This window comes from Thalassospira sp. UBA848 (assembly GCF_002295455.1).
In the GTDB taxonomy this organism is placed as follows: Bacteria; Pseudomonadota; Alphaproteobacteria; order Rhodospirillales; family Thalassospiraceae; genus Thalassospira.
In genome coordinates, this window is the sequence record NZ_DBGS01000063.1 from 16,142 (window position 1) to 40,163 (window position 24,022).

Genomic DNA, 24,022 nt, shown 5'->3' on the forward strand with positions numbered 1-24,022 from the left:
GCCCGGACACAAACCGGCGTATCATGATTGTCCACTGTGCCCCGGACGAGATTTTGAAATCGCACGACTAAGCATAATCACCGGCACCACCCCGACAACCACAATTGTCAATGCGCCCAATGCAGCCTGTTCGATCATTTCGTCCTTGGCAAATTGATAAACATGGGTGGCCAGCGTATCAAAATTGAAAGGACGCAGAATAAGTGTGGCTGGCAGTTCCTTCATACCATCGACAAACACCAGTACCGACGCGGCCAGAATGCCTCCACGAACCATCGGAAAATGAATGCGCTTAAGCGTTCCCCAAGGGCTTTCACCAAGGGTACGGGCCGCGTCATCCATGCTTGGACGTACCTTGCCAAGGGCAGCTTCGATCGAGCCATAGGATACCGCCATAAACCGCACCGCATAGGCAAAGACAAGCGCAAACACCGTCCCACTTAACAGCAATCCGGTCGAAATCCCGAAGGTGTCGCGCATAACAGCATCAAGGGCATTGTCAAATCGCGCAAACGGGATCAGCACCCCGATCGAAAGCACAGCACCGGGCACCGCATAGCCAACCGATGACAGGCGGACAAAGAACTTCAGAAGCGGTTGCGGGAAAAGGCGCAGGGCATAGGCCATGAAGATCGCCCACCCTACCGCCAAAAGTGTCGCCAACCCTGATACAAGAAGGCTGTTGCCTGCAAACTCGAAAAAGTCTGCTGTCCAGCTTTGATCAAAATAGCCGATGGAATAGTAGATCAGCACCATCGACGGTACGACAAAGCCCAGAACAATCGGCAGAATGCAAATCGCCAGCGCAGCGGTCTTGGCCAACGGGGCCAGTTCATAGCCCGGCAGTTCCTGAAAACGGCTGGTCGTGTCGTGGAAACGTTGACGGCGGCGGGAATAACGTTCGATCACCATAAGGGCGATTACAACGGCAAGCATGGTCAGTGCAATTTGTGCCGCACCACCGGCATTGCCCATCCCCAGCCAAACATTGAAAATACCGGCCGTCAGGGTATGCACGGCAAAGAAATCAATCGTTCCAAAGTCATTGAGGGTTTCCATCAACGCAATGACAACACCCACGACAATTGCCGGGCGCGCCAGCGGCAAGGCCACGGTAAGAAACGAACTCCACGAACTACGACCAAGAATACGGGCAGCTTCAATCGCGCAGATTGATTGCGACAAGAATGCAGCACGCGCCAGCATATACACATAGGGATAAAGCGTCAGGCTAAGCACGATGATTGCACCACCCTTGGTGCGAATATCCGGGAACCAGTAATCCATCGCCGTCTGCCAGCCAAACAGGTCGCGCAGCATTCTTTGCACCGGACCGGCATATTCCAGAAGATCGGTATAAACATAGGCGACAATATAGGCCGGGACAGCCATCGGAAGCAGCATTGCCCACTCAAAGAACCGCTTGCCCGGCAATCGGCACATGGTCACGACCCATGCCGAAGACACACCAATCAAAGTCACGCCGATGCCAACGCCCAGCATCAGAATACCGGTGTTCTTGAGGTACCTTGGCAACATGGTCGATGCCAGATGCGGCCAGATATTCTCTGTTGGAAACAGTGCAATCCAGGCAACAGCGACAATCGGTGCAGCCACCATCGCCGCAACAACAAATGCCCCGATCAACCAGAACGCCGATTGACCACGCGGCAGCCACCGCATTGCGGTAAGCCCTGTCGGGGAGCGCATCGGGTCAAAGGTATCCGCAACGGCGGCGGGCCGAATGTCGTCATCCTTTTGCGTCTGGAAAGCGTTATTCAAAGCTGTTTCCGTTTCATCCGTCGCGGGTCACACACCCGATGCAGGCCGGCTGGTTTTGATACATTGGGGTTAATCGCAGGTCTACTCGTTGAAGCCGACCTCATCAATCAGACGGATTGCCGCCCCACGATTGGCCGCCACCGTGCTAAGCGTCAGGTCATCGTGAACAAAGGTGCCCCATGCCCGAACCCGCTCGGACCAGGCCACACCCGGCTTGACCGGATATTCAAAATTGATATCGGCATACATGTGCTGGGCTTCGGTGCTCGAGAGGAATTCCACCAGTTTGATGGCATTTTCCTTGTTGGGTGCATGCTTCATCAGCGCAACACCGGAAATATTAACATGTGTGCCGCGCCCGCCCTGATTGGGGAAGACAATGCGCACCTGTTTGGCGGCACCCGCCTTGTTCGGGTCATCAAGCATCTTGCCGTAATAGTATGAGTTGCCAATTGCCACATCACACACGCCTTGTGACACGGCCTCAATCTGGTCGGTGTCACCACCCTGCGGTTTGCGCGCCAGATTGTCCTTAACTGCAGTCAACCAGGCTTTGGTTTCTGCTTCGCCATGATGGGCAATCATCGATGCGATCAGGGCAATATTATAAACATGCATGGCCGAGCGCGCACAAATGCGCCCTTTCCATTTCGGATCCGCCAGTTCCTCGTAGGTGGTGATGGCATCCGGCGCGACACGATCAAGCGAGGTATAGAATACACGCGCACGTGTCGTCATACCCACCCAAAGCCGGTCATCATCGCGAAACTGATCGGGAATGTTCGCGTCCAGAACAGCACTTTCGATCGGTTGGGCAATGTCGGCGTCAACTGCGTCCTGAATGCGCCCGATATCCACCGTTAAAAGCAGGTCAGCCGGGGTATTGCGCCCTTCATGTTTGATGCGTTCCACCAGACCACTTTGCGAAAACAACGTATTGACGCGAATGCCCGTTTCCTCGGTAAAGCGTTTGAACATCGGTTCAATCAGGAACGGCTGTCTGAGCGAGTAGACATTGACCTCTTCTGCTGCATGCGCGGCGGGCAAAAGGGAAAGCCCCATCGCCGACATAACAAGACCAAGAACGGTTTTGCGCAGAGAAATCATAAATGCCTCGTTTGGATCAGCTGCAGGTGGCACAGCAATTAGGAATGATTTGTATTTGCTGCGGCCGAAATTAAAGGGCCTGCACCGCCTTTTGCAAGCAAGAAAACCACATAAGAGCCATACACATGGTAACGAATCCGCGACAGTCCCCCACCCACCGCCTGACATTGGAAATGCAAAAAAGGGGTGGCATTGCACCACCCCTTTCAAAAAGCCATTCAAGCTCAGTCGGTTTGCCTATTCGTTATAACCGATCTCATCGACCATCTTGATCGCATCCGGGCTAAGGCGGGCGATTTCCGCCAGCGACAGGTCATCGGCCTTGAACGTGCCCCATGACTTTACGTTGTCAGCCCATTCGACGCCGGGTTTGACCGGATATTCGTAATTGACCTCGGCATAGATTCCCTGCGCAACGTCGTCAGACAGGAATTCCATCAGCTTGATCGCGTTTTCGCGGTTTGGCGCGTCGGCGATCAGGCTCATGCCCGAAATGTTCATCGACATGCCACGGCCATCCTGGTTGGGGAATACAAGGTTGACGGCATCTGCCCACGGACGCTGTTCCTCGTTATCAAGCATTTTGCCGTAATAATAGGTGTTGCCAATTGAAAGGTCGCACACGCCTTCCTTGATCGCCTTGACCTGTGCGCGGTCATTGCCCTGTGGTTTGCGTGCAAGGTTGTTCTTAAGACCCTGCAACCATTCCTTGGCCTTTTCTTCGCCATGAACGCTGATCATGGATGCGAACAATGCCACGTTATAAACATGGCTGCCTGAACGGGTACAAATGCGCCCTTCCCATTTCGGGTCGGCCAGATCTTCGTAAGAGGTAATCTCACCTTCTGCGACGCGATCCTTGGAGGCATAGATCGCACGACCGCGCTGGGTCAGGGCAAACCAATGGCCTTCCGGATCACGGAGATGGGCCGGGATATTGGCGGCCAATGTATCGTTGGAAACGGCCTCTGTCACACCGGCGTCAACCGCCTGCTGGATACGGCTGATGTCAACCGTCATCAGGATATCGGCCGGGCTGTTCGCCCCTTCCTGCTTGATGCGTTCGACCAAGCCTTTTTCGGCAAAGATCACATTAACGTCGATGCCGGTTTCAGCCGTGAATTTCTCAAACAGCGGTTCGACCAAAAAGGCCTGACGCAGGGAGTAAACATTAACTTCCTGTGCAACTGACGAAGTAGCAGCCAGCGCAGTCGCGCCGAACACGGCACCACCGATGAGTTTTTTGATATCCATGTGAACGATCCCCGTTGAATTTGGTTCAGGCGCGACGCGCCTTGACGATGCAAATCACTTGCATACGCAATGCAATTAAGATCAAATCGCACTTAATTCAACAGAATTTCGCCTGTTCCGACAAAAAAATGTGAACAAACTCACACCAAATCATACCCGTCATGTCTGAATAAACCAGCAATCACAGCGCGTTAAACGATCCGTCACTTGATTGCCGCCAGGCATCAAGAAACTCCTGATAGGCGGGAATGTCCCCTGCCTGTTCTTCAAGCCAACCCACGGTCAAATTGATCGCATGATTGTAGCCATCATGATCGGTCAGCCCGGTATGAAGCGCGTGACGCAGATACAGCAAATAGGTATTGAGAACATCAGTCTCGCAATAACGGCGAATGCCATCAATTTCGCCATTGTCATACATATCCGAGACCTTGCTGCCATCCACCCCGGTCTTGCCCGGCAGATCAAGGGCCGCACACACCTCGTTCATCTTTGTGCGTGCCGATGCACCGTAATCCGATAACACCTCGGCCAGATCGCAATGCCAATGCGGCGCATAGCGTGCAGTATAGTTTTCCCACTTGTTCGATGCCTGATGCAGCCAGCGCGCCGACACCCCATGCTTCATAGCGCGGTACTTCAACACCGGCAGGTCAAACCCGCGACCATTGAAACTGACCAATCGCGGATACAGCTTGCCGCAATAGGCAAAGAACCCGTTCACCAGGTCCTTTTCCTCGGATGCCAGTTCTCCGCCCGATCGCAGTTCCTCGATCTCGTACATTTCGGTATCGCCGTCGCGCTGGATGGTCGCACGCAGGAAGCTGATCGCCACCACCTTGTGAAACGGCTGACGCGGGAAGCCGTTGCGGCCACTGGTGATTTCAAGATGATAATCTTCGAGCATCTTGCGCCCGGTTTCCGGATCGGGTGCCGTTTCACCGGTCAATTGCGGCAAGACATCAATATCGGGGACGGTTTCGATGTCAAAGACGAACAGGCTGGAATGCATCATGGTGGCCCCCGATGGTGTGTGCCGGTGAATGTCGCGGGTTTGTCCTGCGCCCAACATAACGACAAAGCCAGACAAATTCACGGGCGGAATTAAACCAATCTCTGCGACAACCGTAAATCATAGTACCTGACATCTCCTGCCATTCCTGTCAGGAGCATTGTGCAATGATCTCAGAGCCCAAACGACATCACGTCACCGTTACATTCCATACCCGGGGTTGCACCTGCCTGAGAGCCATGTCTAAAATTGGTGCACCTGTATCAGGGGCACGGTCATATGAATGCTCCGGACCAAAAGCGATCCGGACGTTTGCGGGGGATACCGCACCGACCATGCATTTGATGCGATTCCGGACCGCAACCACGAAGGGACAGAAGGATGAAAACCCTGCCTACCGGAGCCGCAATGCTGATGGCCGCTGGCCTCGCATTTATTTCTCATTCAAGCGCAAACGCGCAAGAAGCAACCTGCGATATTGACCGTCCGGTGATGTTTGCCGGGCTCAATTACGACAGTGCGCTTTTCCATAATGCCGTTGCCCGCTTCATCATTGAAAAGGGCTATGGCTGTCAGACAGACGCCCTGCCGGGCGATGTCATTCCGCTTTTGACCGGGGCTGGCAAAGGTGATGTTGATGTCGTCATGGAAATCTGGCGCGACAACGTTGCTGAAGCCTGGACCATGGCCGAAGAAGCCGGCAATGTCAGCCAGATCGGAGTGAATTTCGATGACGCCGTTGAAGGCTGGTTCGTGCCAAGCTATGTGATCGAAGGGGATGCTGATCGCGGCATTGAACCGATGGCGCCTGACCTGAAATCGGTTGATGATCTGGCAAAATACACCGAGCTGTTCGAGGACCCGGAAGAACCCGGCAAGGGCCGTTTTTATAACTGCCCGTCAGGCTGGGTCTGTGAAAAGGTCAATTCGGCCAAACTTGGTGCCTACGGCCTTGATGATGATTTCACCAACTTCCGCCCGGGCACTGGTGCGGCGCTGTCGGCTGCCATCGCATCGGCGCATAAACGCGGCAAACCGGCCCTTTATTACTATTGGGGGCCGACCTGGGTCATGGGTCTTTATGACAGTACACGTCTTGAAGAACCGGCTTATGACAAGTCGATCTTTGATGCGCTGAAAACGGAAGAAAACCCGACCAAGGCAACCGCCTACCCGCAAAGCACGATCACGATTGGTGTCAATAACGACTTCAAAGCCGCCGCACCAACCCTGATCAATTTCCTGACCAACTACGAAACCAGCAACGCGCTGGTCTCGGAAATGCTGGCCTACATGCAGGAAAACAACGAAAAGCCCGACGGGGCTGCGATGCATTTCCTGAAATCCAAGCCGGATGTCTGGAAAGCCTGGGTGCCGGAGGATGTTGCTGCACGCGTTGAAAGCGCGATGTAAGCGATTCAGTCGCAAAATCGATCAAACACCCCGCGGAAGAAATCTTGCGGGGTGTTTTGTTTGGCGATCCTAATACTTTTGAAATTGGCCAATCAACTTTGTCGCGGCTGATCCGCGACAGCCGCAATCTGGCAGTGCGTAAGGTGTTTGAAGCGCCATGCGGCCCACAGTCGATATACAAGATTTGCGATCTGCCGAATAACCGGCAGCGCAACAACGGCTGCCAAAACGCGCCATCTGTCGAGCTGGCGCCAGATCAGAATGAAGGCATCTGCCCCTGCATGCCATTGCCCGTCTGAATCCAAGGCACGCATTTGCTTTAAGCCTTCGACAAGGGAAATGCCGTGCTTTTCAAGATCACCTGCGTGTTCCGTGACGTCGCGCCATTCGAAAACGCCTTTTGGCGCGATCTTGCGGTAGTAATTGATTTCGCGCGAACACAGACCGCATTTTGCGTCATAGAACACGGTGATCATCGCAACCTCTCCGGAAAACAATATTGTCTATGATTTACGGCTTTGGCTGGCCTCTGTATTGTCAATCACCGGAATACATTACCAAAAGACGTCAGGAGATGTCAGTCATCGTTCGATTTACGGTCGCGCGGTCCACGTGATCTTGTTAGGCTCTTACGCTCATTGATTTTTTGAGCAGATCGGGCCAATTGCGCCATGTTTCCAGAACAGTTGAATGTGCCTTTGGGCAAGTGGGTCAATCAGTTTGTTGATTGGCTGGTGGTCAATTACGGCGCGGCCTTTGAGGCCTTTGCCGACAGTTTGCTGACCGTTCTGGTCGCGTTGGAACAGGTTCTGCGTGGAGCACCCTGGTGGGTGGTTTTGATCGCCATTGCCGCCATCACCTGGCATGCCAGCAAGAACTGGAAGCTGGTTGTCGGGCTGGTCATCGCCATGTTTGCCATCGGTATGCTGGGCCTGTGGGACAAGGCAATGCAAACCTTGGCCCTGATGATTGTCGCCACGTCGCTTTCGGTTCTGATCGGTATTCCGGTGGGCATTGCCATGGCAATGTCCAATCGCTTGCGGGCCGTCATGCTGCCGATCCTTGACACCATGCAGACCATGCCGAGTTTTGTCTATCTGATCCCCGCTCTGATGTTGTTTGGATTGGGCAAGGTTCCGGCCATTCTGGCGACGGTGATTTATGCGGCCCCGCCTGTCATGCGCCTGACCGATCTTGGTATTCGACTTGTTGATCAGGAGGTCCTCGAGGCATCCCGATCATTCGGGGCCAGCCGCAAGCAGATACTGTTTGGTGTGCAGTTGCCGCTTGCCCTCCCCAACATCATGGCGGGGATCAATCAGACAACGATGATGTCGATTTCGATGGTGGTGATCGCCTCGATGATTGGCGCACGTGGATTGGGCGAACAGGTTCTGATGGGTATTCAACGCCTTGACGTTGGGGCTGGTATGGAAGCCGGTATTGCGATTGTTCTTCTGGCTGTGGTGTTTGACCGGATCGGCCAAGCCTATGGAAAGCGCTCACAACGATCGCACGATGCGGAGGACGCGTAATGAGTTACATCGAAATCCGCAATATTTTCAAAATCTTCGGGCCTGATCCGCAATCCGCACTTGAACTGGCAAAGGGTGGCGCGGACAAGGATGAAATCCTTGCAAAAACCGGTCATACGGTTGGTCTTCACGATGTGTCCCTGTCGATTGAACAGGGTGAAACATTTGTCGTGATGGGCCTGTCCGGATCAGGGAAATCGACCCTGATCCGCCATCTTAATCGACTGATTGATCCGACAGCAGGCAGCATTTCATTTGGCGGCGAAGATATCCTTGCGATGGATATTCCGACACTGAATGCCTTTCGCCGCAAGCGGCTTGGCATGGTGTTTCAGCGCTTTGGCCTGCTCCCCCATCGCAATGTGATGGATAACGTTGGCTATGGGCTCGAAATTCAGGGTACTGCGCGCAAGGAGCGTGAAGCCGCCGCATCGAAATGGATCGAGCGGGTTGGTCTGGCGGGGTATGAGACCAAATATCCCGATCAGCTATCCGGTGGCATGCAGCAACGCGTTGGTCTTGCCCGGGCCCTTGCGACCGATCCGGAAGTTTTGCTGATGGACGAGGCTTTCTCGGCCCTTGATCCACTGATCCGGTCTGACATGCAGGATGAGTTGATGAAGCTTCAGGCGGAGCTTCACAAGACCATCGTGTTTATCACCCACGATCTGGACGAGGCACTTAAGATCGGGGATCGGATTGCGATCCTCAAAGACGGCAAGCTTGTGCAGGTCGGCCGGCCAGAAGAAATCGTACTTAGACCCGCCGATGACTATGTGCAGGCTTTTACCCGCGATGTGAACAGATCACGCGTTTTGCGCGCAAAATCGATTATGGAACCGATCACGTCCGGTGAGAATAAATCGACACACAATGACTGGCCCAGCATTCAGGCACATGCGCGTCTTGCCGATATCCTGCCTGTTGCGCTTGCCAATGGCACGTCAATGACGGTGCGTGATGCCAAAGACACCCCGATTGGTACCCTGTCGCCAAAGCAGATTGTCGAAGCGTTGGAAGGTTAAGCGACGGCACCTTGCGAAAGCTTAGCGGTCAATAATCTGGCAGCGCCGGAAATAGCGCAGTTGCGATTGCGCTGCCGCGCCGGTGGTTGTTTGGTGAATGATGCGATAAAGCCCGCTATCGGCTGCCCGATTGTGTTCGGTGGCAATTATCAGCCACAGAAAACCGTTTTCATCGGCTCGGGCCCGGTCTGTTGGCGATGGCAATGCCTTGCCATTGGGGTGGGAATGAAAACACCCGACCACCCGTTCACCCTTTTGCCGGGCCGTACGGTGGCAATCAATCAGAGTCTGCGGATCAATCTCGAACGTTGCGAGCGGTTCTTCTGCCACGTTTTTGGCGAAAACGACCCGTTCGATCCGGTTTGGGGTATCCTTGGCGGCGATCAAAAGACCACAAGCCTCTTCTGGCCATTGCAAGGCGCATAAATCACGAACTTCTTCGTGCAGGGCATTGGTGAACACGATACAGGTGTGATCATCATCACCAGTTATTCTATCTCTTGCAATCCCCTGCCCGTTCCCCATTGCTGCATGCTTTCCCTTAAGACCGGGTCACTGTTCAGACGATTGCAGGATGATCCGACCAAGAACCTTTTTCTTGGCCAGCGAAACGACGACGAGGCGTGCGCCTTCACCATGGCGGCTTTCGATATGAAGAGTGGCCTGAGCGCCATTTATCGAATAGCCGACAAGTCGTTCGCCCTCATCCACATCAATGGCGATGTCGCCGAATGCATCCAGCGTCGTTTGCCCGATAACAGTTTTGGTTCCGGCAACAGGAACCGACGGGGTTACAGTCGGTTCGCTTGTTTCAACGCTTATATCCGCATTTTTCTTGTCCAGTGACAGGCCATAGACGACCAACCCGATGCCCACCACGATCAGAACACCCATGAACGCGACCAAAGCCTTTACTACACGCATTGTATTTCCAACTGACAAAGCTTGATGAAACCTGCATGCTCGCTTTAAACGCGATCATACGAAACCATGTTCAAGGCCATAGCGGCAAGCACACCCAATTGCAAGGCAACAAACACCACATGATATCGCAATTCGTTGCAATCGCCGCATAAAGCGCTACAAGCTGCCAGAATCGATTTGACCTTGGTTACGACCAACACTACAGCGCGACAGCCAACTATGTCTGACAATCTGAGTTACACCGCAACGGCCGATGACGAAGGCGCCCGCCTCGACAAGGTGCTGGCGTCCGCCTGGCCTGACCAGTCGCGTTCACGGATCAAGGCATTGATCGAAGACGGCCAGCTCAGCGTTAATGGCAATCCGACGACCAAGATGTCTGCCAAGGTCAAGGCAGGCGACACTTTTGAACTCGTCATCCCGGAGCCGGAATTGGCAGAGCCCGTCCCAGAGGACATCAAACTTGATGTCCTTTATGAGGATGAAGACCTTCTGGTGATCAACAAACCAGCAGGCATGGTTGTACACCCGGCCGCAGGCAATGAAAGCGGGACACTTGTGAATGCGCTTCTTGCCCATTGTGGCGACAGCTTGTCGGGTATTGGCGGCGTCAAACGCCCGGGTATTGTCCATCGACTGGACAAGGACACCAGCGGTGCCATGGTGGTTGCCAAGAATGACATGGCCCACCGCGCGCTTTCCAATCTGTTCTCCGAGGACAAGGAAAATATCGACCGCGCTTACCTTGCAGTTGTATGGGGTACCCCAAGGCCACTGAATGGCGATATCGAGGGAAATATTGGCCGCAGCCCGCGTAACCGCAAGAAGATGGCCGTGGTCACAAATGGGGGAAAATATGCACTCACCCACTACAAAACCCTGCAATCTAGAGACGACTCGTTGGTATCACTGGTTGAGTGCCGTCTCGCAACCGGGCGTACGCATCAAATCCGCGTTCATATGAACCATATTGGCCACTCACTTGTATGTGATCCTGTTTACAGCCGAAATAGAACTATTCAAAAGTTCAACCTTAAGGCGCAAGAGATTTTGAAAGGATTCAACAAACAGGCGTTACATGCTCGAACCTTAGGATTTCTGCACCCGCGCACCGGTAACTACATATCGACCGAGGCCCCAATTCCGGATGACCTTTTAGGCCTAATGAATGCCCTGGAACTATACGTGTGAGTAGTTAAGACTAACCTTAATGTCTAATTTTCCATTGACGGTATCTAATACCCCCGTATAAGATTTTTGAAAGTGCAAGGGGATAAACGCACTTTTTGAAAGCAATACGGGAGGCTTCAATGAAACAGGGAAACGCTCTTCCAACCATCTCTCAAGACGGTCTCACAGTTTATTTGCAGCGTATTCGCCGCTACCCGATGCTTACCCCGGAACAGGAAACAACTTATGCCTGCGATTTCCGGGACAAGGATTGTGACAAATCCGCAGAAAAACTGATCACCAGCCATCTGCGTCTCGTCGCCAAGATTGCAATGAGTTACCGTGGTTATGGCTTACCCCTTAACGAACTGATTTCTGAAGGCAATGTCGGGCTGCTCCAGTCTGTCAAACGGTTTGACCCTGACAAGGGCTTCCGCCTTGCGACTTACGCCATGTGGTGGATCCGTGCCGCCATTCAGGAATACATCCTTCATTCATGGTCGCTTGTGAAAATGGGCACGACGGCCGCCCAGAAGAAGCTTTTCTTCAATCTGCGCAAACTTAAAAGCCAGATGCAGGCAATTGATGAAGGTGACCTGCAGCCTGAACAGGTCGAATTGATCGCAACCAAACTTAACGTGTCTGAAGATGACGTCGTCATGATGAACCGTCGTCTGGCCGGTCCGGATCATTCGCTGAATGCGCCTGTACGCATCGAAGGCGATGGTGAATGGGTCGACTGGATTGAAAGTGACGATGAAGACCAGGAAAGCCTGTATGGCAAACGCGAAGAATTCCTGCAGCGTATGGGCATGCTCAAGGACGCCATGTCACATCTTAATGATCGCGAACGCGACATTCTGACTCAGCGTCGCCTGCTTGAAAGCCCGGTAACGCTTGAAAACCTTAGCGTCGCCTACGGTATTTCGCGTGAACGCATTCGCCAGATCGAAGTGCGCGCCTTTGAGAAGGTCCGCAAATCAATCCATACGGACCTGCCCCACTAACAACTTTTCATCTTTTCCCTTCTGAAATGACTTGCGGCGGACCTTTGTCCGCCGCTTTCTTTTGCAAACAGCATTTGCGTCGTGTTTCACGTCTGGTCAGTTTCCAGACCGGTCCACTTCCTTGATCAAGCTGTCTCCCCAGGTCTTGATCAGGCCACGTTGTTTTTTGCGAAGTTCACTGACGCGACGCTGCGCCGACAGGTTCAGAACATTTGCCACAATCGGCGGCATTGCCAAATACAGCAACCAGCCAAGCCCGGCCGCCCCATACATGATCGAAAGTGCAAGCGGCTGGAAGATTTCCTGCGTGGCACCGCCAACCGTTTGTGCGGGTTGCTGCCAGATTTCAAGAATATAGGGCGCGACGCCCGAAAAATTCAGACCAAACACACACCGTGCCATCGTTCGGCCCGGACTGCGATCAAAGATAAAAGCGACCAGCGACGGCAACAAACCCACTGTTAGGGTAATGAAGGTCGGAAGTGCCACCATGAACAACAGCACAGCGGAGGCAACAACCGACAAGCCGGAAAATGCGCTGCGACCGCCCTTTGACCGTGAACCTTTGCCTTTTGCCATGTCGTTCCCTTAAAAGATATGCATCAAGAACAGCGCAGATACCGTCAACAACGCGATCATCGTCGATGCAAACGCCGCAGCCTGTTGTCCGACTTTCTCTGCCAGTTCCATACGCGCTGGTCCCGAAGATTCCAGATCAAAGACTTCGCTTTCCGCTTCAGAATATTCGGCAACTGCCTCGACAAACTCTGACTGGTCTTTGCGGCGTTCCTGTTCGTCATTGATCAGATTGTAAAGTTCGACCAGATTGCCGCGTTTTGCCAACTTCGGGATCTCGGTTTCAACACGCTCTCTCCGTGCCTTGCTGTGAAACACCTTGATCGCCGGTTCCATCAAACGCGCAACCCAGTGCGACAGATTTTGAAGATTGTCCGGACCATGACGCCATTGCACGATCGCCAGCATGCTGATGATCGCGCGGCTGTATTCGACCTCGTCCGACGGGTTTTGCATTGCCATCAGCTGACCCTCGACATCGTCTTCAAGACGGGTCGCGATAAATGCCGCGATATGACGATCAACCGGCCAGCTGTCTTCTGACGCCGTCTCTGCTGCCTTTTCCAGTGCCGGCAGAAGATCGGCAACATCAATGACGAATTCCTCTTCGACCAGCGGGCTCAGGCAATGCTGGTTGCGCACGGTGGCATACAAACAACGCTCATAGCCATACCCGGCACTTTGCTGCTGAATGTAGTAGCGCAGATTTTTGTATAGCTGCTGCTGTTTCTGAACTTCGGGACTGTATCCTTCCTGTCGTCCGAACCAGAAAGACGGAATATCGCGCACGATTACATCGGCAAAACGTTGCGGTCCGCGCCCATGCTGCACGTCATAGGAAAGCATGAAGCCAAGTCCATCGACCATCGCCGAGAACCCCTTGAACCTGACAGGTCCAGATGGATCGAGAATCAGAATGGAACGCGCAACCAACACGTCTTCTGCGGACCGTTTGTCCGTTCCAGCCCATTGCAATTGCCGCATGGCATCTGACAGCGCCTTGGCACGTTCATTGTCGCCCAACCCGCGCCGCAACCAGATTTCCACCGTGCTGTCACGCAGCGGGCCAAGTGCCGTTACCCAGTTCTTGGAAATCGCCTGTGCCAGTGCACGAACGGTATAGTAGTCCCGGCCGGCAAGGTTTTGGGCACGTGCGGCGCGTTTTTCCGTGTTGGCCTGAACCGGCTTGGTCCGGCGCCCGTCAAGCCAGGCATTCAGTTCGGCAAATCCCCAACGTTCTTCCGGGTCATCGCACAACAAACCGCGCACGGGTTCAATCAAGATAAGCGGCAGTTTTTCCTGCGAAGCAATCGCCTGAAAAGACCCCTTGGCCAGTTTCAGCTCCATGATCTCTTGATCATTGAGTTTCTTGAGCGGTTGTCGCCCAACGCCCAATTCCGCCAGCATCATGCCAAGCGCGTAAAAATCATCGGTAAGATTGCCCGACCCACGCCCTGCAGGTTCGGCACTCATCCGCGCTGTGGTTTCATAGACCGAAGGTTGGTCATATCCGGGCGGGCCACTGGCACAGTCACCCAGAACAACCTTTTCGCGCATCGGGTCGGCGAAAAACAGGTTATCTGCACGAATGTTGCGATGTGCAAGGCCCTTTTCGCCAAAGGCCTGCAGGACACTCAGCAACGGCTCGACCACGACAGTTCCGATGTCATGTTCGTCGATTGCCAGTTTTTTGTTTTCTCTGGGGACGACTTTCCCGCCAGAAGGCTTTTCATAGAAAAGCACCATGGTCTTGCGACCAAATGGCGGCCAAAAAGCAATTTCGTAATCAATCAGGTCAATTTGACCGGCCATATGCATGCCGGTCAGAAAAACAAGATGGTCGTGGCGGGTAGGCAAAACAGGATCGGTTACCAGCGCAAAGGCATTCCCCTCATCCCGGCGCAGATTGTCTGCGGAAAAGGCCTTGCAATGACCCATGTCGAATTCGGGCAAACGCAAGTCCATAAAGACGCGGAAATTACCGATCTCGACACTTTTGCCACCGGCATTAAGTGCGACATCTTCGGAATCAGAACCTGTTTCCGGTTCTTCAGGCGCAACGGCACCGCCGCCCGGTGCATCCATCACCGGCTCAGTCGCAGCACCATTCGAAACGTCCTGTTCCTGATCTTCTGCTTGCTCTGCCATGATCCCGATATTCTTTATGCGTTATCATTCCCCGAGTGACGCGCAGTCCACTGACTGACAGTCCTCCTGACCTATCCATCAGAACGCTATCCTCAAAAGGTTGATAAAACGATACTTGTGATCCCCCTTGCGGGCAAGCTGTTATCCATGGGCAACGCTGTGTGACAGCTTACGGACTATTCATCCGCAAACGAAAAAAGCCACCGGCAGTTTGCCGGTGGCTTTCAAGATCAGGTGTCGTCAGGTGCGATCAAGCACTGAACGGATCATGTACCAGAATGGTGTCATCACGTTCCGGGCTGGTCGACAGAAGCGCAACCGGCGCTTCAATCAGTTCCTCGATGCGGCGAACATATTTGATTGCAGCGGCCGGCAAATCAGCCCAGCTGCGTGCGCCCATCGTCGTATCAGACCAACCTTCGATGGTTTCGTAGACCGGCTTTGCCTTGGCCTGCAGACGCTGGTTTGCTGGCAAATGATCATAGATTTTGCCGTCAATGTCATAGCCGGTGCAGATTTTGATTTCATCAAAACCGTCAAGCACATCAAGCTTGGTCAGTGCGATACCGGTAATACCGTTTACCTTGACCGACTGACGGACAAGGGCCGCATCAAACCAGCCACAACGGCGCTTGCGCCCGGTAACCACACCGAATTCATGACCACGCTCGCCAAGACGGGTGCCATCGTCGTCAAACAGTTCGGACGGGAACGGACCCTCACCAACGCGGGTGGTATAGGCCTTGGTGATCCCAAGGACATAACCGACACCAGACGGCCCCATGCCGGAACCGGCAGCAGCCTGCCCGGAAACGGTGTTCGAAGAGGTCACGAACGGGTACGTGCCATGATCAACATCAAGCATCGTGCCTTGCGCGCCTTCAAACAGGATACGCTTGCCCGCTTCCTTGAACTGGTTCAGCGATTTCCAAACCGTGTCAGAAAACGGCAGGATTTTCGGTGCAATTTCCTTAAGCTGATCAAGCAGCTCTGCACCATCAACCTCCGGCTGGCCAAGGCCACGCAGCAACGCATTGTGATGGGTCAGAAGGTTTTCGACCTTTGCTTCGAGCAAATCGACATCTGCCAGATCACCAACACGGATCGCACGGCGACCAACGCGGTCTTCGTATGCCGGGCCGATACCACGACCAGTGGTGCCGATCTTGTTGTCACCCGATGCTGCGGCTTCGCGTGCACGGTCAAGGTTGCCATGCAGCGGCAGGATCAGGCAGGCATTTTCCGCCAGACGCAGGTTTTCCGGGGTAATATCCACGCCCTGCTCTTTGAGGCGGGCGATTTCGGCCAGAAGAGCCCAAGGATCAACAACAACACCGTTGCCGATCACGGACAGCTTTTTCTCGCGCACGATGCCTGATGGCAGCAAGCTGAGCTTGTAAGTCTTTCCGTCGATCACCAAAGTATGACCGGCGTTATGACCGCCCTGGAAACGCACAACAACGTCTGCCCGTTCGGACAGCCAGTCGACGATCTTGCCTTTACCTTCGTCCCCCCACTGGGAACCGATCACGGCAACATTGGTCATCGCAAAACTCCTTGTGCGATAAAAAGTTCGTTCAGTAAGGGCCAGAACCCTAAGCGTTTAGCGGCACAACCTTACCGCCAAGATAAATGTGGTTGCAGCCCATGGCTTCTGCCTCAACCCGAGCAGCGGCCTCGGTTTTGGCTTCGGCAGCCCCTTCAAGGGCAGCAACGGTATAATGACCTTCTGCACGCAATTTGCGCGCTTCGCGCTGTGGCGTGCCCAACGGCAGGTAAACCCGATCGATCAACTCTGCATCGGGAAGACCGCGCAAAATGCTGTCCATGTAAAGTGACATACCCGTTGCAGCCTCGCCCGAAGCACCACCGGCACGGTAACGACCGCCCCGGCCGATCTCGCCACGCACGTTGCGGGCAAACAGGGTAAAGCTGACACCTGTCTGATAACGGAAACCGGCCATTTCGACCGGATCAATGGTCAGGGCCGCATCAAGGCCCGACGCCAGGACACGTTCAGCTACATCAATCAGTCGATAGAGTTCTTCGGAAGCGCCAAGCGGCAATTCAAGTTTTTTGAGTTTAGGCAACGCCGATTGGGCTGGGCCGGCTGCCTCAAGCAATGCCACCAGAACGCCTGTAACCTTGCCGTCAGCAGCACGCAAGGCCGCAACATCGCGGCGCTCAAGCGCCTCGGTCAAAGCTTCGCGGTCATCGCGTGACACACCAAAGGCATCAAACAAACGTACTGGCAAAGTCGGAAGGTTGAGGTCTACCGAGACGTCGGCAAGGCCAATGCTATCGAGTGCTTCCAGAGCAAGGAGGACGATTTCGGTATCAGCTGCGGCACTTGATACACCGATCAGCTCTGCGCCTACTTGCGCGAACTGACGTTCTGGGCGCAGATGCGATCCCTTGATGCGCAGAACATCGCCGGAATAGGAAAGGCGCAGCGGGCGCGGCGCATCGACCAGCCGGGTTGCAGCAATACGCCCGACCTGCGGGGTCATATCCGAACGCAGTCCCATCATACGGCGCGATTCAGGATCCATCAGACGAAATGTCTGCGTCGCCAATTCCGGTGCCGCACCTTCAAGCAGGCTTTCCTCAAACTCGACAAGCGGCGTTTTCACGCGGTCGTAGCCTGCATGTGCCAGGCTGGCCATCAGCTTTTCACGGATTTCAGCTTCCCGTGCGGCGGTTCCTGGCAGGACATCCTGCAGGCCGGCGGGCAAAAGAGCTTTCCTGGCAAGTTCGGTCATGTTGTGTGCTTTCCCGGACGAGGCGCGCTAATTCAAATTGATAATATCCCGAGCAACGCTCAGGGCTCACTATCCGGTAGCGGTTACTACCGCGTTGTGCCGGACAGGGCAACGGGGAAAACCCCTGTAACGCAAATAATACGTACGAATTATTTCCTAGCTGGCCTGAAATTCGGCCTTAACAACCGCATAAGCCCAATCCAGCCACGGCAGCAACGCCTTGATATCACTGGGCTCAACGGTTGCCCCGCCCCAAATACGCAAGCCGGCTGGCGCATCACGATATCCGTTGATATCAAGTGCGACATTTTCCGCTTCAAGAAGCTGGGAAATCTTTTTTGGCAGTGCCGCCTGCTGATCAGCTGGCAAATTCAATGCCCACGGATCAACAATTTTGATGCACATCGACGTGTTTGATGCCGTTGCCGGATCCTCGGCAAGGTCGGCGGCCCAATCACTATTCGCAAGCCACGCATCAAGGTGCGCCCGGCTTGCCCGCGTGCGGCTCAAAAGCCCTTCAAGCCCACCGAGCCCTTCGGCCCATTTCAGGGCATCAATCGCATCCTCAACCACAAGCATCGACGGGGTATTGATGGTTTCACCACGGAAAATACCATCAATCAGTTTGCCACCTTTGGTCATGCGGAAGATTTTTGGTAACGGCCATGCTGGGGTATAGCTTTCAAGGCGTTCAACGGCGCGCGGGCTCAGAATAATGATCCCGTGACCACCCTCGCCGCCCAAAACTTTCTGCCAGCTATAAGTCACGACATCGAGCTTGTCCCACGGCAATTCCATTGCAAAGATGGCCGAGGTCGCATCACAGATCGTCAGACCTTGGCGGTCATCAGCAATCCAGTCACCATTGGGAACGCGCACACCCGCGGTCGTGCCGTTCCAGGTGAAGACAACATCACGGTCGAAATCAACTGCGTTCAGATCTGGCAATTTGCCATAGTCACCTTCAAGGGTTCGCACATCGTCAAGTTTGAGCTGCTTGATCACATCGGCAACCCAGGTCGACCCGAAGCTTTCCCAAGCAAGCATGTCAACGCCGCGCGCGCCCAGCATCGACCACAGCGCCATTTCAACTGCACCGGTATCCGATGCCGGAACGACACCCAAAAGATAGTCATCAGGTAGGTTCAGGATGGCACGCGACCGGTCAATTACCTCTTCAAGGCGTTGCTTGCCGAATTTGGAACGGTGCGAACGACCAAGAACTTCCGTCTGCAATGCTTCTGCGGACCAACCCGGGCGCTTTTTGCACGGACCCGATGAAAAATTCGGGCTGGTCGGACGAAGGGTTGGCTTTGCAATTTCGGCAGTCTGGGCCATCTGTAAGTTCCTGAGAAAGAAGAATAACCGCTAAGGGCTATGTCAGATCAATTGAAGGGCCTGATCCTATTGCCCCAAAGGCAAAAGTCAAACGCCTTCCGCACAGACATGACAGCCATTTTTGCATGGCTTAAGTCGCATGAAATTGGCGTCACCTAGCCCGAATTAACAAAACTCAAAATGCCATGTCGTAGTACCATGGCGCAAAGAGGCTGAATGCGATCCAAAGAACGATAATCAGCGGCGTTCCGGCCTTCAGAAAGTCGATAAACCGGTAATGCCCGGGGCCCATAACCAACAGGTTTGTCTGATACCCGACAGGTGAGGCAAACGAACAATTGGCCGCCATCACCACCGCAATCGCAAACACATGTGGCTCCACGCCAAGTTGCTGGGCCATACCAATGCCGATGGGTGTAAACAGAACCGCACAGGCATTGTTTGACAGCACATTGGTAAAACCGGCCACGATCAGGAAGAACAATGACAAAATAACCGGTGCTGGTGCGCCACTTGTCGCCGCCAACAATTGATCGGCAACGAATTCCGCCCCGCCGGTCAACTGCAACGCATTGCCAAGCGCAAGCGCAGCTGCAACCAGCAGCACAATTTTTCGGTCAATCGCACGTGATGCCTGACGCAGGTTAAGTGCGCCGGATGCAATCATCAAACCGGCCCCGATAAAGCTTGAAACCATGATCGGCACGATCCCGGTCGCCGCCAGCGCAATCACACCAAGGAAGATCGCCGCAGCACGACGCGCATGGAACGGGCGCGGCAAGGTGCGCGTCGACCATTCCAGCAACACGACATCACGAATGGTACGCAATGCTTCGACATCTTCTGAGCGTCCCTGCACCAAAAGGACATCACCCGCTTCAAGCCGGATTTCTGTCATCTGGGTGCGGATCATGCGTGACCGGCGCTGAATCCCCAGCACAAGACACTTGTACTGATAGCGGAACCCGATCTGCTCAAGGTTAAACCCGATCAGCCGTGAACCCGGCGGCAACATGACCTCTGCCAACAGCTGCGTTGATTTCTGCGGGGCTTCATCGCCTTCTACAGCCGCGGCATCAGAATGCAGCAAGCCCGGATCTTTTTGCAGTGCTTCAGTCAACGCCTTGCGCGTGGCCGCTACGACCAATACATCGCCTGCCTGAATTTCCATATCGTCTTCGAATGGCGGCAGTTCGGCATGTTCGCGCCGCACAATCATTTGAATGGTGATATTTGGCAGGTTCTTGAAGAAACCGGCGACCGGTTTTGTGCCGATCATATTGGCGGCAGGCCCGACCGTGATCTGCGCAATGAACTGCTTGCCACTGCTGTCAGGGTTGGCGAGCTTGCTACGCATCGACGCCAAAGCCGGCAACAGGCGCGGCGCAATCAACAGCACATAGACAAACCCGACAAGCGCCAAAACGCTGCCAATCGTCGTGAACTCAAAGAATTCCAGTCCCGGCATACCAAGCTCGATCAGCGAACTCGACACCAACAAGTTGGTCGAAGAGCCAATCAGGGTGGTCATGCCGCCAAGGATCGCCGCGTAGGATAACGGGATCATCAGCGCAGATGGAGAACGTTCGATACGTTCGGCAAGGGCCTGAATGATTGGAATAAAGATAACGACAACCGGCGTGTTGTTCAGGAAGGCAGACATGACCATCACAACAAACAAGCCGATGAAAATCGCGACCGAGGCGTTCTTGCCACCATGTTCTGTAATCAACCCGGCGATGTAACTGACACCACCGGTCAGGACCATGCCCTGCCCGACCACCAGCAATGACAGAACCGTCAACAAGGCCGGATTGGCAAAGCCCGACATGATGGTTGACGGCCCAAGCAGGTTGTCACCATCCGCATCAAGCAGCGGGAAAAACTCAAAGAAAAGCAGAAGAGTCGCGATCAACGCGATGCTGGTCAGTTCAAGCGAAATACGCTCCAGCCCATACAGAACAAGCGATCCGGCAACGAGTGCAAGAACCACCCACATCTGCATCGGCGTTGCAGAACTGGCAACAACACTTTCGAGCACGATAAACTTTCCCCTGTAAAGCCTTTGGTCTTGCGTTTTCACAGCCTGTCAAACGGGTGTGACTTGGTCGCAAGATACCTATTTTGCCTTTTACTTAGACGAAAGCCCCACCGCACGGTCAATAAAAAAACAAAGCAAATCAGGATCAATGCGGATTATTGGGTAGATTTTTTACCGGCCAACAGCATCCGATCCAGATTAAAAATGGCGGGCAAATTAGATGCTGCCCGCCACAATAAGGTTTTCTAAGCTGACACGACGATGGTCATCGTGGCACAACTATTTCGCCCTTGAGGTACAAAACCGCCTCACCTTTCAGGTGGACACGATCACCATCAATCTTGCACGCCACCACGCCGCCGCGCGCAGATGCCTGATAGCCGACAACATCGTTCTGGCCCAGTTTTTCAGCCCAGAACGGGGCGACAACGCAATGCATGTAACCCGTCACCGGATCTTCATCAATGCCAAGGGCGGGCAGGAAATACCGCGACACCATATCAAGTCCGGTCTTATCGCCGGGTGCGGTCACAATCACACCGCGGTCCGCCAAATTGCCCAGTGCGGACATATCCGGCTGCATACTGCGAACAATGGATGCCTCATCAAACACAACCACGATGTCAGTATCACGGCTTACGACGCCAAATGTCTCGATTGGCGTCGCACCGCCAAGCGCATCAAGAACGTCGCGTGATACGGGTTCAGCCGTGATTGGCTGTTTCGGGAAATTCAAGACAATTCCATCCCCATCACGCCGGGCTGTCAGCACGCCGCTTTGGCTTTGCAATCTGATCTGGTCACCGTCAAAGCCAAGCTGATTGAAAATCACAAAAGCACTGGCAAGTGTTGCGTGACCACAAAGCGGCACTTCGACCGTCGGCGTGAACCAGCGGATGTGGAAATCAGCATCATCTTCGACACAAGGAACAAAAAAGGCCGTTTCCGACAGATTGTTTTCCATCGCGATCTTTTGCATCAAATCATCCGCCAACCAATCCGACAGCGGCACAACCGCAGCCGGGTTGCCGGAAAACAAAACATCGGTAAAGGCATCAACCTGGTAGATCGACAGAGTCTGGGGCGTCATCATACTATCCTCAGCGCAGCACTTGTTTGATCTGGTGGATCAATTTTCGGGTAGCTTATCGGTGATTTCAGTGGGTGTTTACAAGGCCGATTCAATGGCCTGTTTGATGATTACAAGATCATCATCGCAGGTCCGCCAATTGCTGAACGCTGCACGGAAACCAAACCGTCCGCCATAAACTGTGGGGGTCATGAAAACCTTCCCGGTCGCGTTGATTCGCGCCAACAAAGCACGGTTCTCCTCGTCACTCCCGCGCGCAGCAAACATTGTCACATTGAGTTTGGGCTCACTAAGCAATTCAAGCTTTTCATGGGTGCGAACCCACGCTGCAAGGTCCGCTGCCTGATCACAATTTGCACGGATGACGGACGCGCCCCCGTCACGCCCATAAGCCACCATCGTCATCCAAAGCGGCAAGGCACGAAAGCGGCGGGAGTTCTCCACACCACGATTTATATAGCTATTCCCATCAGCCTTGGTGTCGAGATATGGCGCGAAGGCACGGCAACAGGTCTCAAGTACCGAAATGTGCCGCGTGAGGAATATCCCGCAATCGTAAGGCACATTCAGCCACTTATGCCCGTCGGACGTAATTGAGTCCGCGCGTGCAATGCCCTTGGTAAAGTCGGCACGTCGATCATCAAGCGCGGCAAAGAACCCGAATGCTGCATCAACGTGCAACCACGCACCATATGCGGCACACAGGTCGGCAATCGCTTCAAGATCATCGAAGTCGGTGGCATTTACCGTCCCGGCAGACGCAATAACAATCTTGGCGCGTGCATCACTGGCGCTGATCTTGGCTTTCAGGTCCGCGATATCGGTTTCTTCTGATCCTGGCTTTGTTGCAACCTTGGTAAAGTTGTTGCGGCCAATGCCGGTGATAGACAGATCCTTGATCATACTCGCATGCGGACTTGCAGCGAAAACCTCCAGATCTGGCAGAACGCCTGCGCCATCAGCATCGACATTCACACCGACCTGTTCACCGCACCATTGCCGGGCTGCGACAAGTCCCAAAAGGTTCGATACCGTGGCACCAGTCGTCAGAACACCATCAAAACGGTCCGACGGAACTCCGCCCAGATCACATAGCCAGTTGATGACTTGTTCCTCTACAGCGGCATTGACCGATCCTTCCGGGCCAGTTGCATTCTGATCAATTGCACTGGCAAGCCAGTCGCCAGCAAGAGCGGCCGGTGTCGTGCCGCCGGTTACAAATCCAAGATATCTCGGACCTATTGATGCGGCGAGCAGCGGCAGAATTTCTTCTTTCGCTGCTCGCAACGCATCAAGCGTGCCGCGGCCCTGCCCCTGTAACGGGCGCGAGGGGTCAAAGGCAGAGAAATCGCGGCAGGTTACATCCATGTCATCCGCCCCCTGAACGAAGCTGTGCGCGATATCTCCTGTTTCCACAAGGATACGGCCAAGCTTTTCAAGGTCATCAAACATCAGATGACGCTCATCAACAGTGGGGCTGTTCGACGAACGATTTGAAACGTGGTTCATTTTTTTTCTCCTGAGAGGATGCGGGCATAATCGGCACGATCTATGTTGGCTCCGGTCAGAATCACGGCGACTTTCTTGCCAATATTGCGTTCGCGCTGCGCAATGGCGGCCGCCAGCGGCACAGCACCTGCACCCTCAGCAAGGGTATGGCACGAACTGAAATAAAGGCGCATGGCCTCGGTAATTTGGTCATCACTCACTGCGACGATGTCGGCAGCGCCTTTTTTGATGATATCGAAGGCACCCGGATCAGGACTGCGGCATGCAACACCATCGGCAAATGTTGTGGCGGTTGGAGTCTGGATAATCTCCCCCGCCATGAATGACTG

The 24,022-nt window shown here is 54.1% G+C and carries 21 protein-coding genes; 5 read left to right on the top strand and 16 right to left on the bottom strand.

Annotated features, from left to right (window positions below; all coding sequences use genetic code 11):
• Window positions 1–21: 21 nt before the first annotated feature.
• From B2R48_RS08470 to B2R48_RS08485, 4 genes are all read right to left on the bottom strand, one after another.
• A complete protein-coding gene (locus B2R48_RS08470) occupies window positions 22–1,782 on the bottom strand; it encodes an ABC transporter permease (protein WP_296999376.1) in 1,761 nt (586 codons plus the stop codon).
• Between the two features lie 81 nt (window positions 1,783–1,863).
• Complete coding sequence (locus tag B2R48_RS08475; protein WP_296999377.1) at window positions 1,864–2,889, bottom strand: Fe(3+) ABC transporter substrate-binding protein; 1,026 nt, start codon at window positions 2,887–2,889, stop codon at window positions 1,864–1,866.
• A gap of 237 nt (window positions 2,890–3,126) precedes the next feature.
• On the bottom strand, window positions 3,127–4,143 hold the full coding sequence (locus B2R48_RS08480; protein WP_296999378.1) for a Fe(3+) ABC transporter substrate-binding protein: 1,017 nt from the start codon (window positions 4,141–4,143) through the stop codon (window positions 3,127–3,129).
• A 181-nt stretch (window positions 4,144–4,324) separates the two neighbouring features.
• Window positions 4,325–5,158 carry a 3'-5' exonuclease gene (locus tag B2R48_RS08485; protein ID WP_296999379.1) on the bottom strand — a complete coding sequence of 278 codons (834 nt, stop codon included), beginning with the start codon at window positions 5,156–5,158 and terminating at the stop codon, window positions 4,325–4,327.
• A gap of 378 nt (window positions 5,159–5,536) precedes the next feature.
• Between B2R48_RS08485 and B2R48_RS08490 the strand changes: the two genes are divergently transcribed.
• The gene (locus B2R48_RS08490) at window positions 5,537–6,568 is read left to right on the top strand and encodes an ABC transporter substrate-binding protein (protein ID WP_296999380.1); all 1,032 of its coding nucleotides are present in this window, start codon (window positions 5,537–5,539) and stop codon (window positions 6,566–6,568) included.
• A gap of 92 nt (window positions 6,569–6,660) precedes the next feature.
• Here B2R48_RS08490 and B2R48_RS08495 read toward each other — a convergent pair whose 3' ends face one another.
• Window positions 6,661–7,044 carry a thiol-disulfide oxidoreductase DCC family protein gene (locus tag B2R48_RS08495; protein WP_296999381.1) on the bottom strand — a complete coding sequence of 128 codons (384 nt, stop codon included), beginning with the start codon at window positions 7,042–7,044 and terminating at the stop codon, window positions 6,661–6,663.
• Between the two features lie 195 nt (window positions 7,045–7,239).
• On the opposite strand from B2R48_RS08495, the gene B2R48_RS08500 reads away from it, so the two are divergent.
• Together B2R48_RS08500 and B2R48_RS08505 are read left to right on the top strand one after the other, a co-directional pair.
• Window positions 7,240–8,103 carry an ABC transporter permease gene (locus B2R48_RS08500; protein WP_296999382.1) on the top strand — a complete coding sequence of 288 codons (864 nt, stop codon included), beginning with the start codon at window positions 7,240–7,242 and terminating at the stop codon, window positions 8,101–8,103.
• Window positions 8,103–9,128: a quaternary amine ABC transporter ATP-binding protein gene (locus B2R48_RS08505; RefSeq protein ID WP_296999383.1), complete on the top strand. Its 1,026-nt coding sequence runs from the start codon at window positions 8,103–8,105 to the stop codon at window positions 9,126–9,128. Before B2R48_RS08500 ends, B2R48_RS08505 begins: the two co-directional genes overlap by 1 nt.
• A gap of 21 nt (window positions 9,129–9,149) precedes the next feature.
• Here the strand turns inward: B2R48_RS08505 and B2R48_RS08510 are convergent, their stop codons facing one another.
• On the bottom strand, window positions 9,150–9,653 hold the full coding sequence (locus B2R48_RS08510) for a M67 family metallopeptidase (RefSeq protein ID WP_296999384.1): 504 nt from the start codon (window positions 9,651–9,653) through the stop codon (window positions 9,150–9,152).
• A 27-nt stretch (window positions 9,654–9,680) separates the two neighbouring features.
• On the bottom strand, window positions 9,681–10,052 hold the full coding sequence (locus B2R48_RS08515) for a hypothetical protein (protein WP_296999385.1): 372 nt from the start codon (window positions 10,050–10,052) through the stop codon (window positions 9,681–9,683).
• Window positions 10,053–10,271: 219 nt separating this feature from the next.
• On the opposite strand from B2R48_RS08515, the gene B2R48_RS08520 reads away from it, so the two are divergent.
• Together B2R48_RS08520 and rpoH are read left to right on the top strand one after the other, a co-directional pair.
• Complete coding sequence (locus tag B2R48_RS08520) at window positions 10,272–11,243, top strand: RluA family pseudouridine synthase (RefSeq protein ID WP_296999386.1); 972 nt, start codon at window positions 10,272–10,274, stop codon at window positions 11,241–11,243.
• 119 nt (window positions 11,244–11,362) lie between these two features.
• Window positions 11,363–12,229, top strand: coding sequence for an RNA polymerase sigma factor RpoH (rpoH, locus tag B2R48_RS08525; RefSeq protein ID WP_213472909.1), 867 nt, complete (start codon window positions 11,363–11,365; stop codon window positions 12,227–12,229).
• A gap of 96 nt (window positions 12,230–12,325) precedes the next feature.
• Here the strand turns inward: rpoH and B2R48_RS08530 are convergent, their stop codons facing one another.
• The 9 genes from B2R48_RS08530 to B2R48_RS08570 all read right to left on the bottom strand — a co-directional run.
• Entirely contained in the window at window positions 12,326–12,808 is a 483-nt protein-coding gene (locus B2R48_RS08530) for a hypothetical protein (protein ID WP_062955215.1), read from the bottom strand.
• Window positions 12,809–12,817: 9 nt separating this feature from the next.
• Entirely contained in the window at window positions 12,818–14,953 is a 2,136-nt protein-coding gene (locus B2R48_RS08535; protein WP_213472907.1) for a protein kinase family protein, read from the bottom strand.
• Between the two features lie 250 nt (window positions 14,954–15,203).
• Window positions 15,204–16,499: an adenylosuccinate synthase gene (locus tag B2R48_RS08540; RefSeq protein ID WP_062955217.1), complete on the bottom strand. Its 1,296-nt coding sequence runs from the start codon at window positions 16,497–16,499 to the stop codon at window positions 15,204–15,206.
• Between the two features lie 49 nt (window positions 16,500–16,548).
• Entirely contained in the window at window positions 16,549–17,715 is a 1,167-nt protein-coding gene (locus B2R48_RS08545) for an ATP phosphoribosyltransferase regulatory subunit (RefSeq protein ID WP_062955218.1), read from the bottom strand.
• Window positions 17,716–17,871: 156 nt separating this feature from the next.
• Window positions 17,872–19,053, bottom strand: coding sequence for a phosphoserine transaminase (locus tag B2R48_RS08550; RefSeq protein WP_296999387.1), 1,182 nt, complete (start codon window positions 19,051–19,053; stop codon window positions 17,872–17,874).
• 175 nt (window positions 19,054–19,228) lie between these two features.
• A complete protein-coding gene (locus B2R48_RS08555; RefSeq protein WP_062955220.1) occupies window positions 19,229–21,094 on the bottom strand; it encodes an SLC13 family permease in 1,866 nt (621 codons plus the stop codon).
• Between the two features lie 265 nt (window positions 21,095–21,359).
• Entirely contained in the window at window positions 21,360–22,184 is an 825-nt protein-coding gene (locus tag B2R48_RS08560) for a PhzF family phenazine biosynthesis protein (protein WP_296999388.1), read from the bottom strand.
• 78 nt (window positions 22,185–22,262) lie between these two features.
• Entirely contained in the window at window positions 22,263–23,693 is a 1,431-nt protein-coding gene (locus B2R48_RS08565; RefSeq protein ID WP_296999389.1) for a pyridoxal phosphate-dependent decarboxylase family protein, read from the bottom strand.
• Window positions 23,690–24,022 (bottom strand): pyridoxal-phosphate dependent enzyme (locus tag B2R48_RS08570; protein ID WP_296999390.1); only part of this gene is annotated, 333 nt, incomplete at its 5' end. The genes B2R48_RS08570 and B2R48_RS08565, both read right to left, overlap by 4 nt.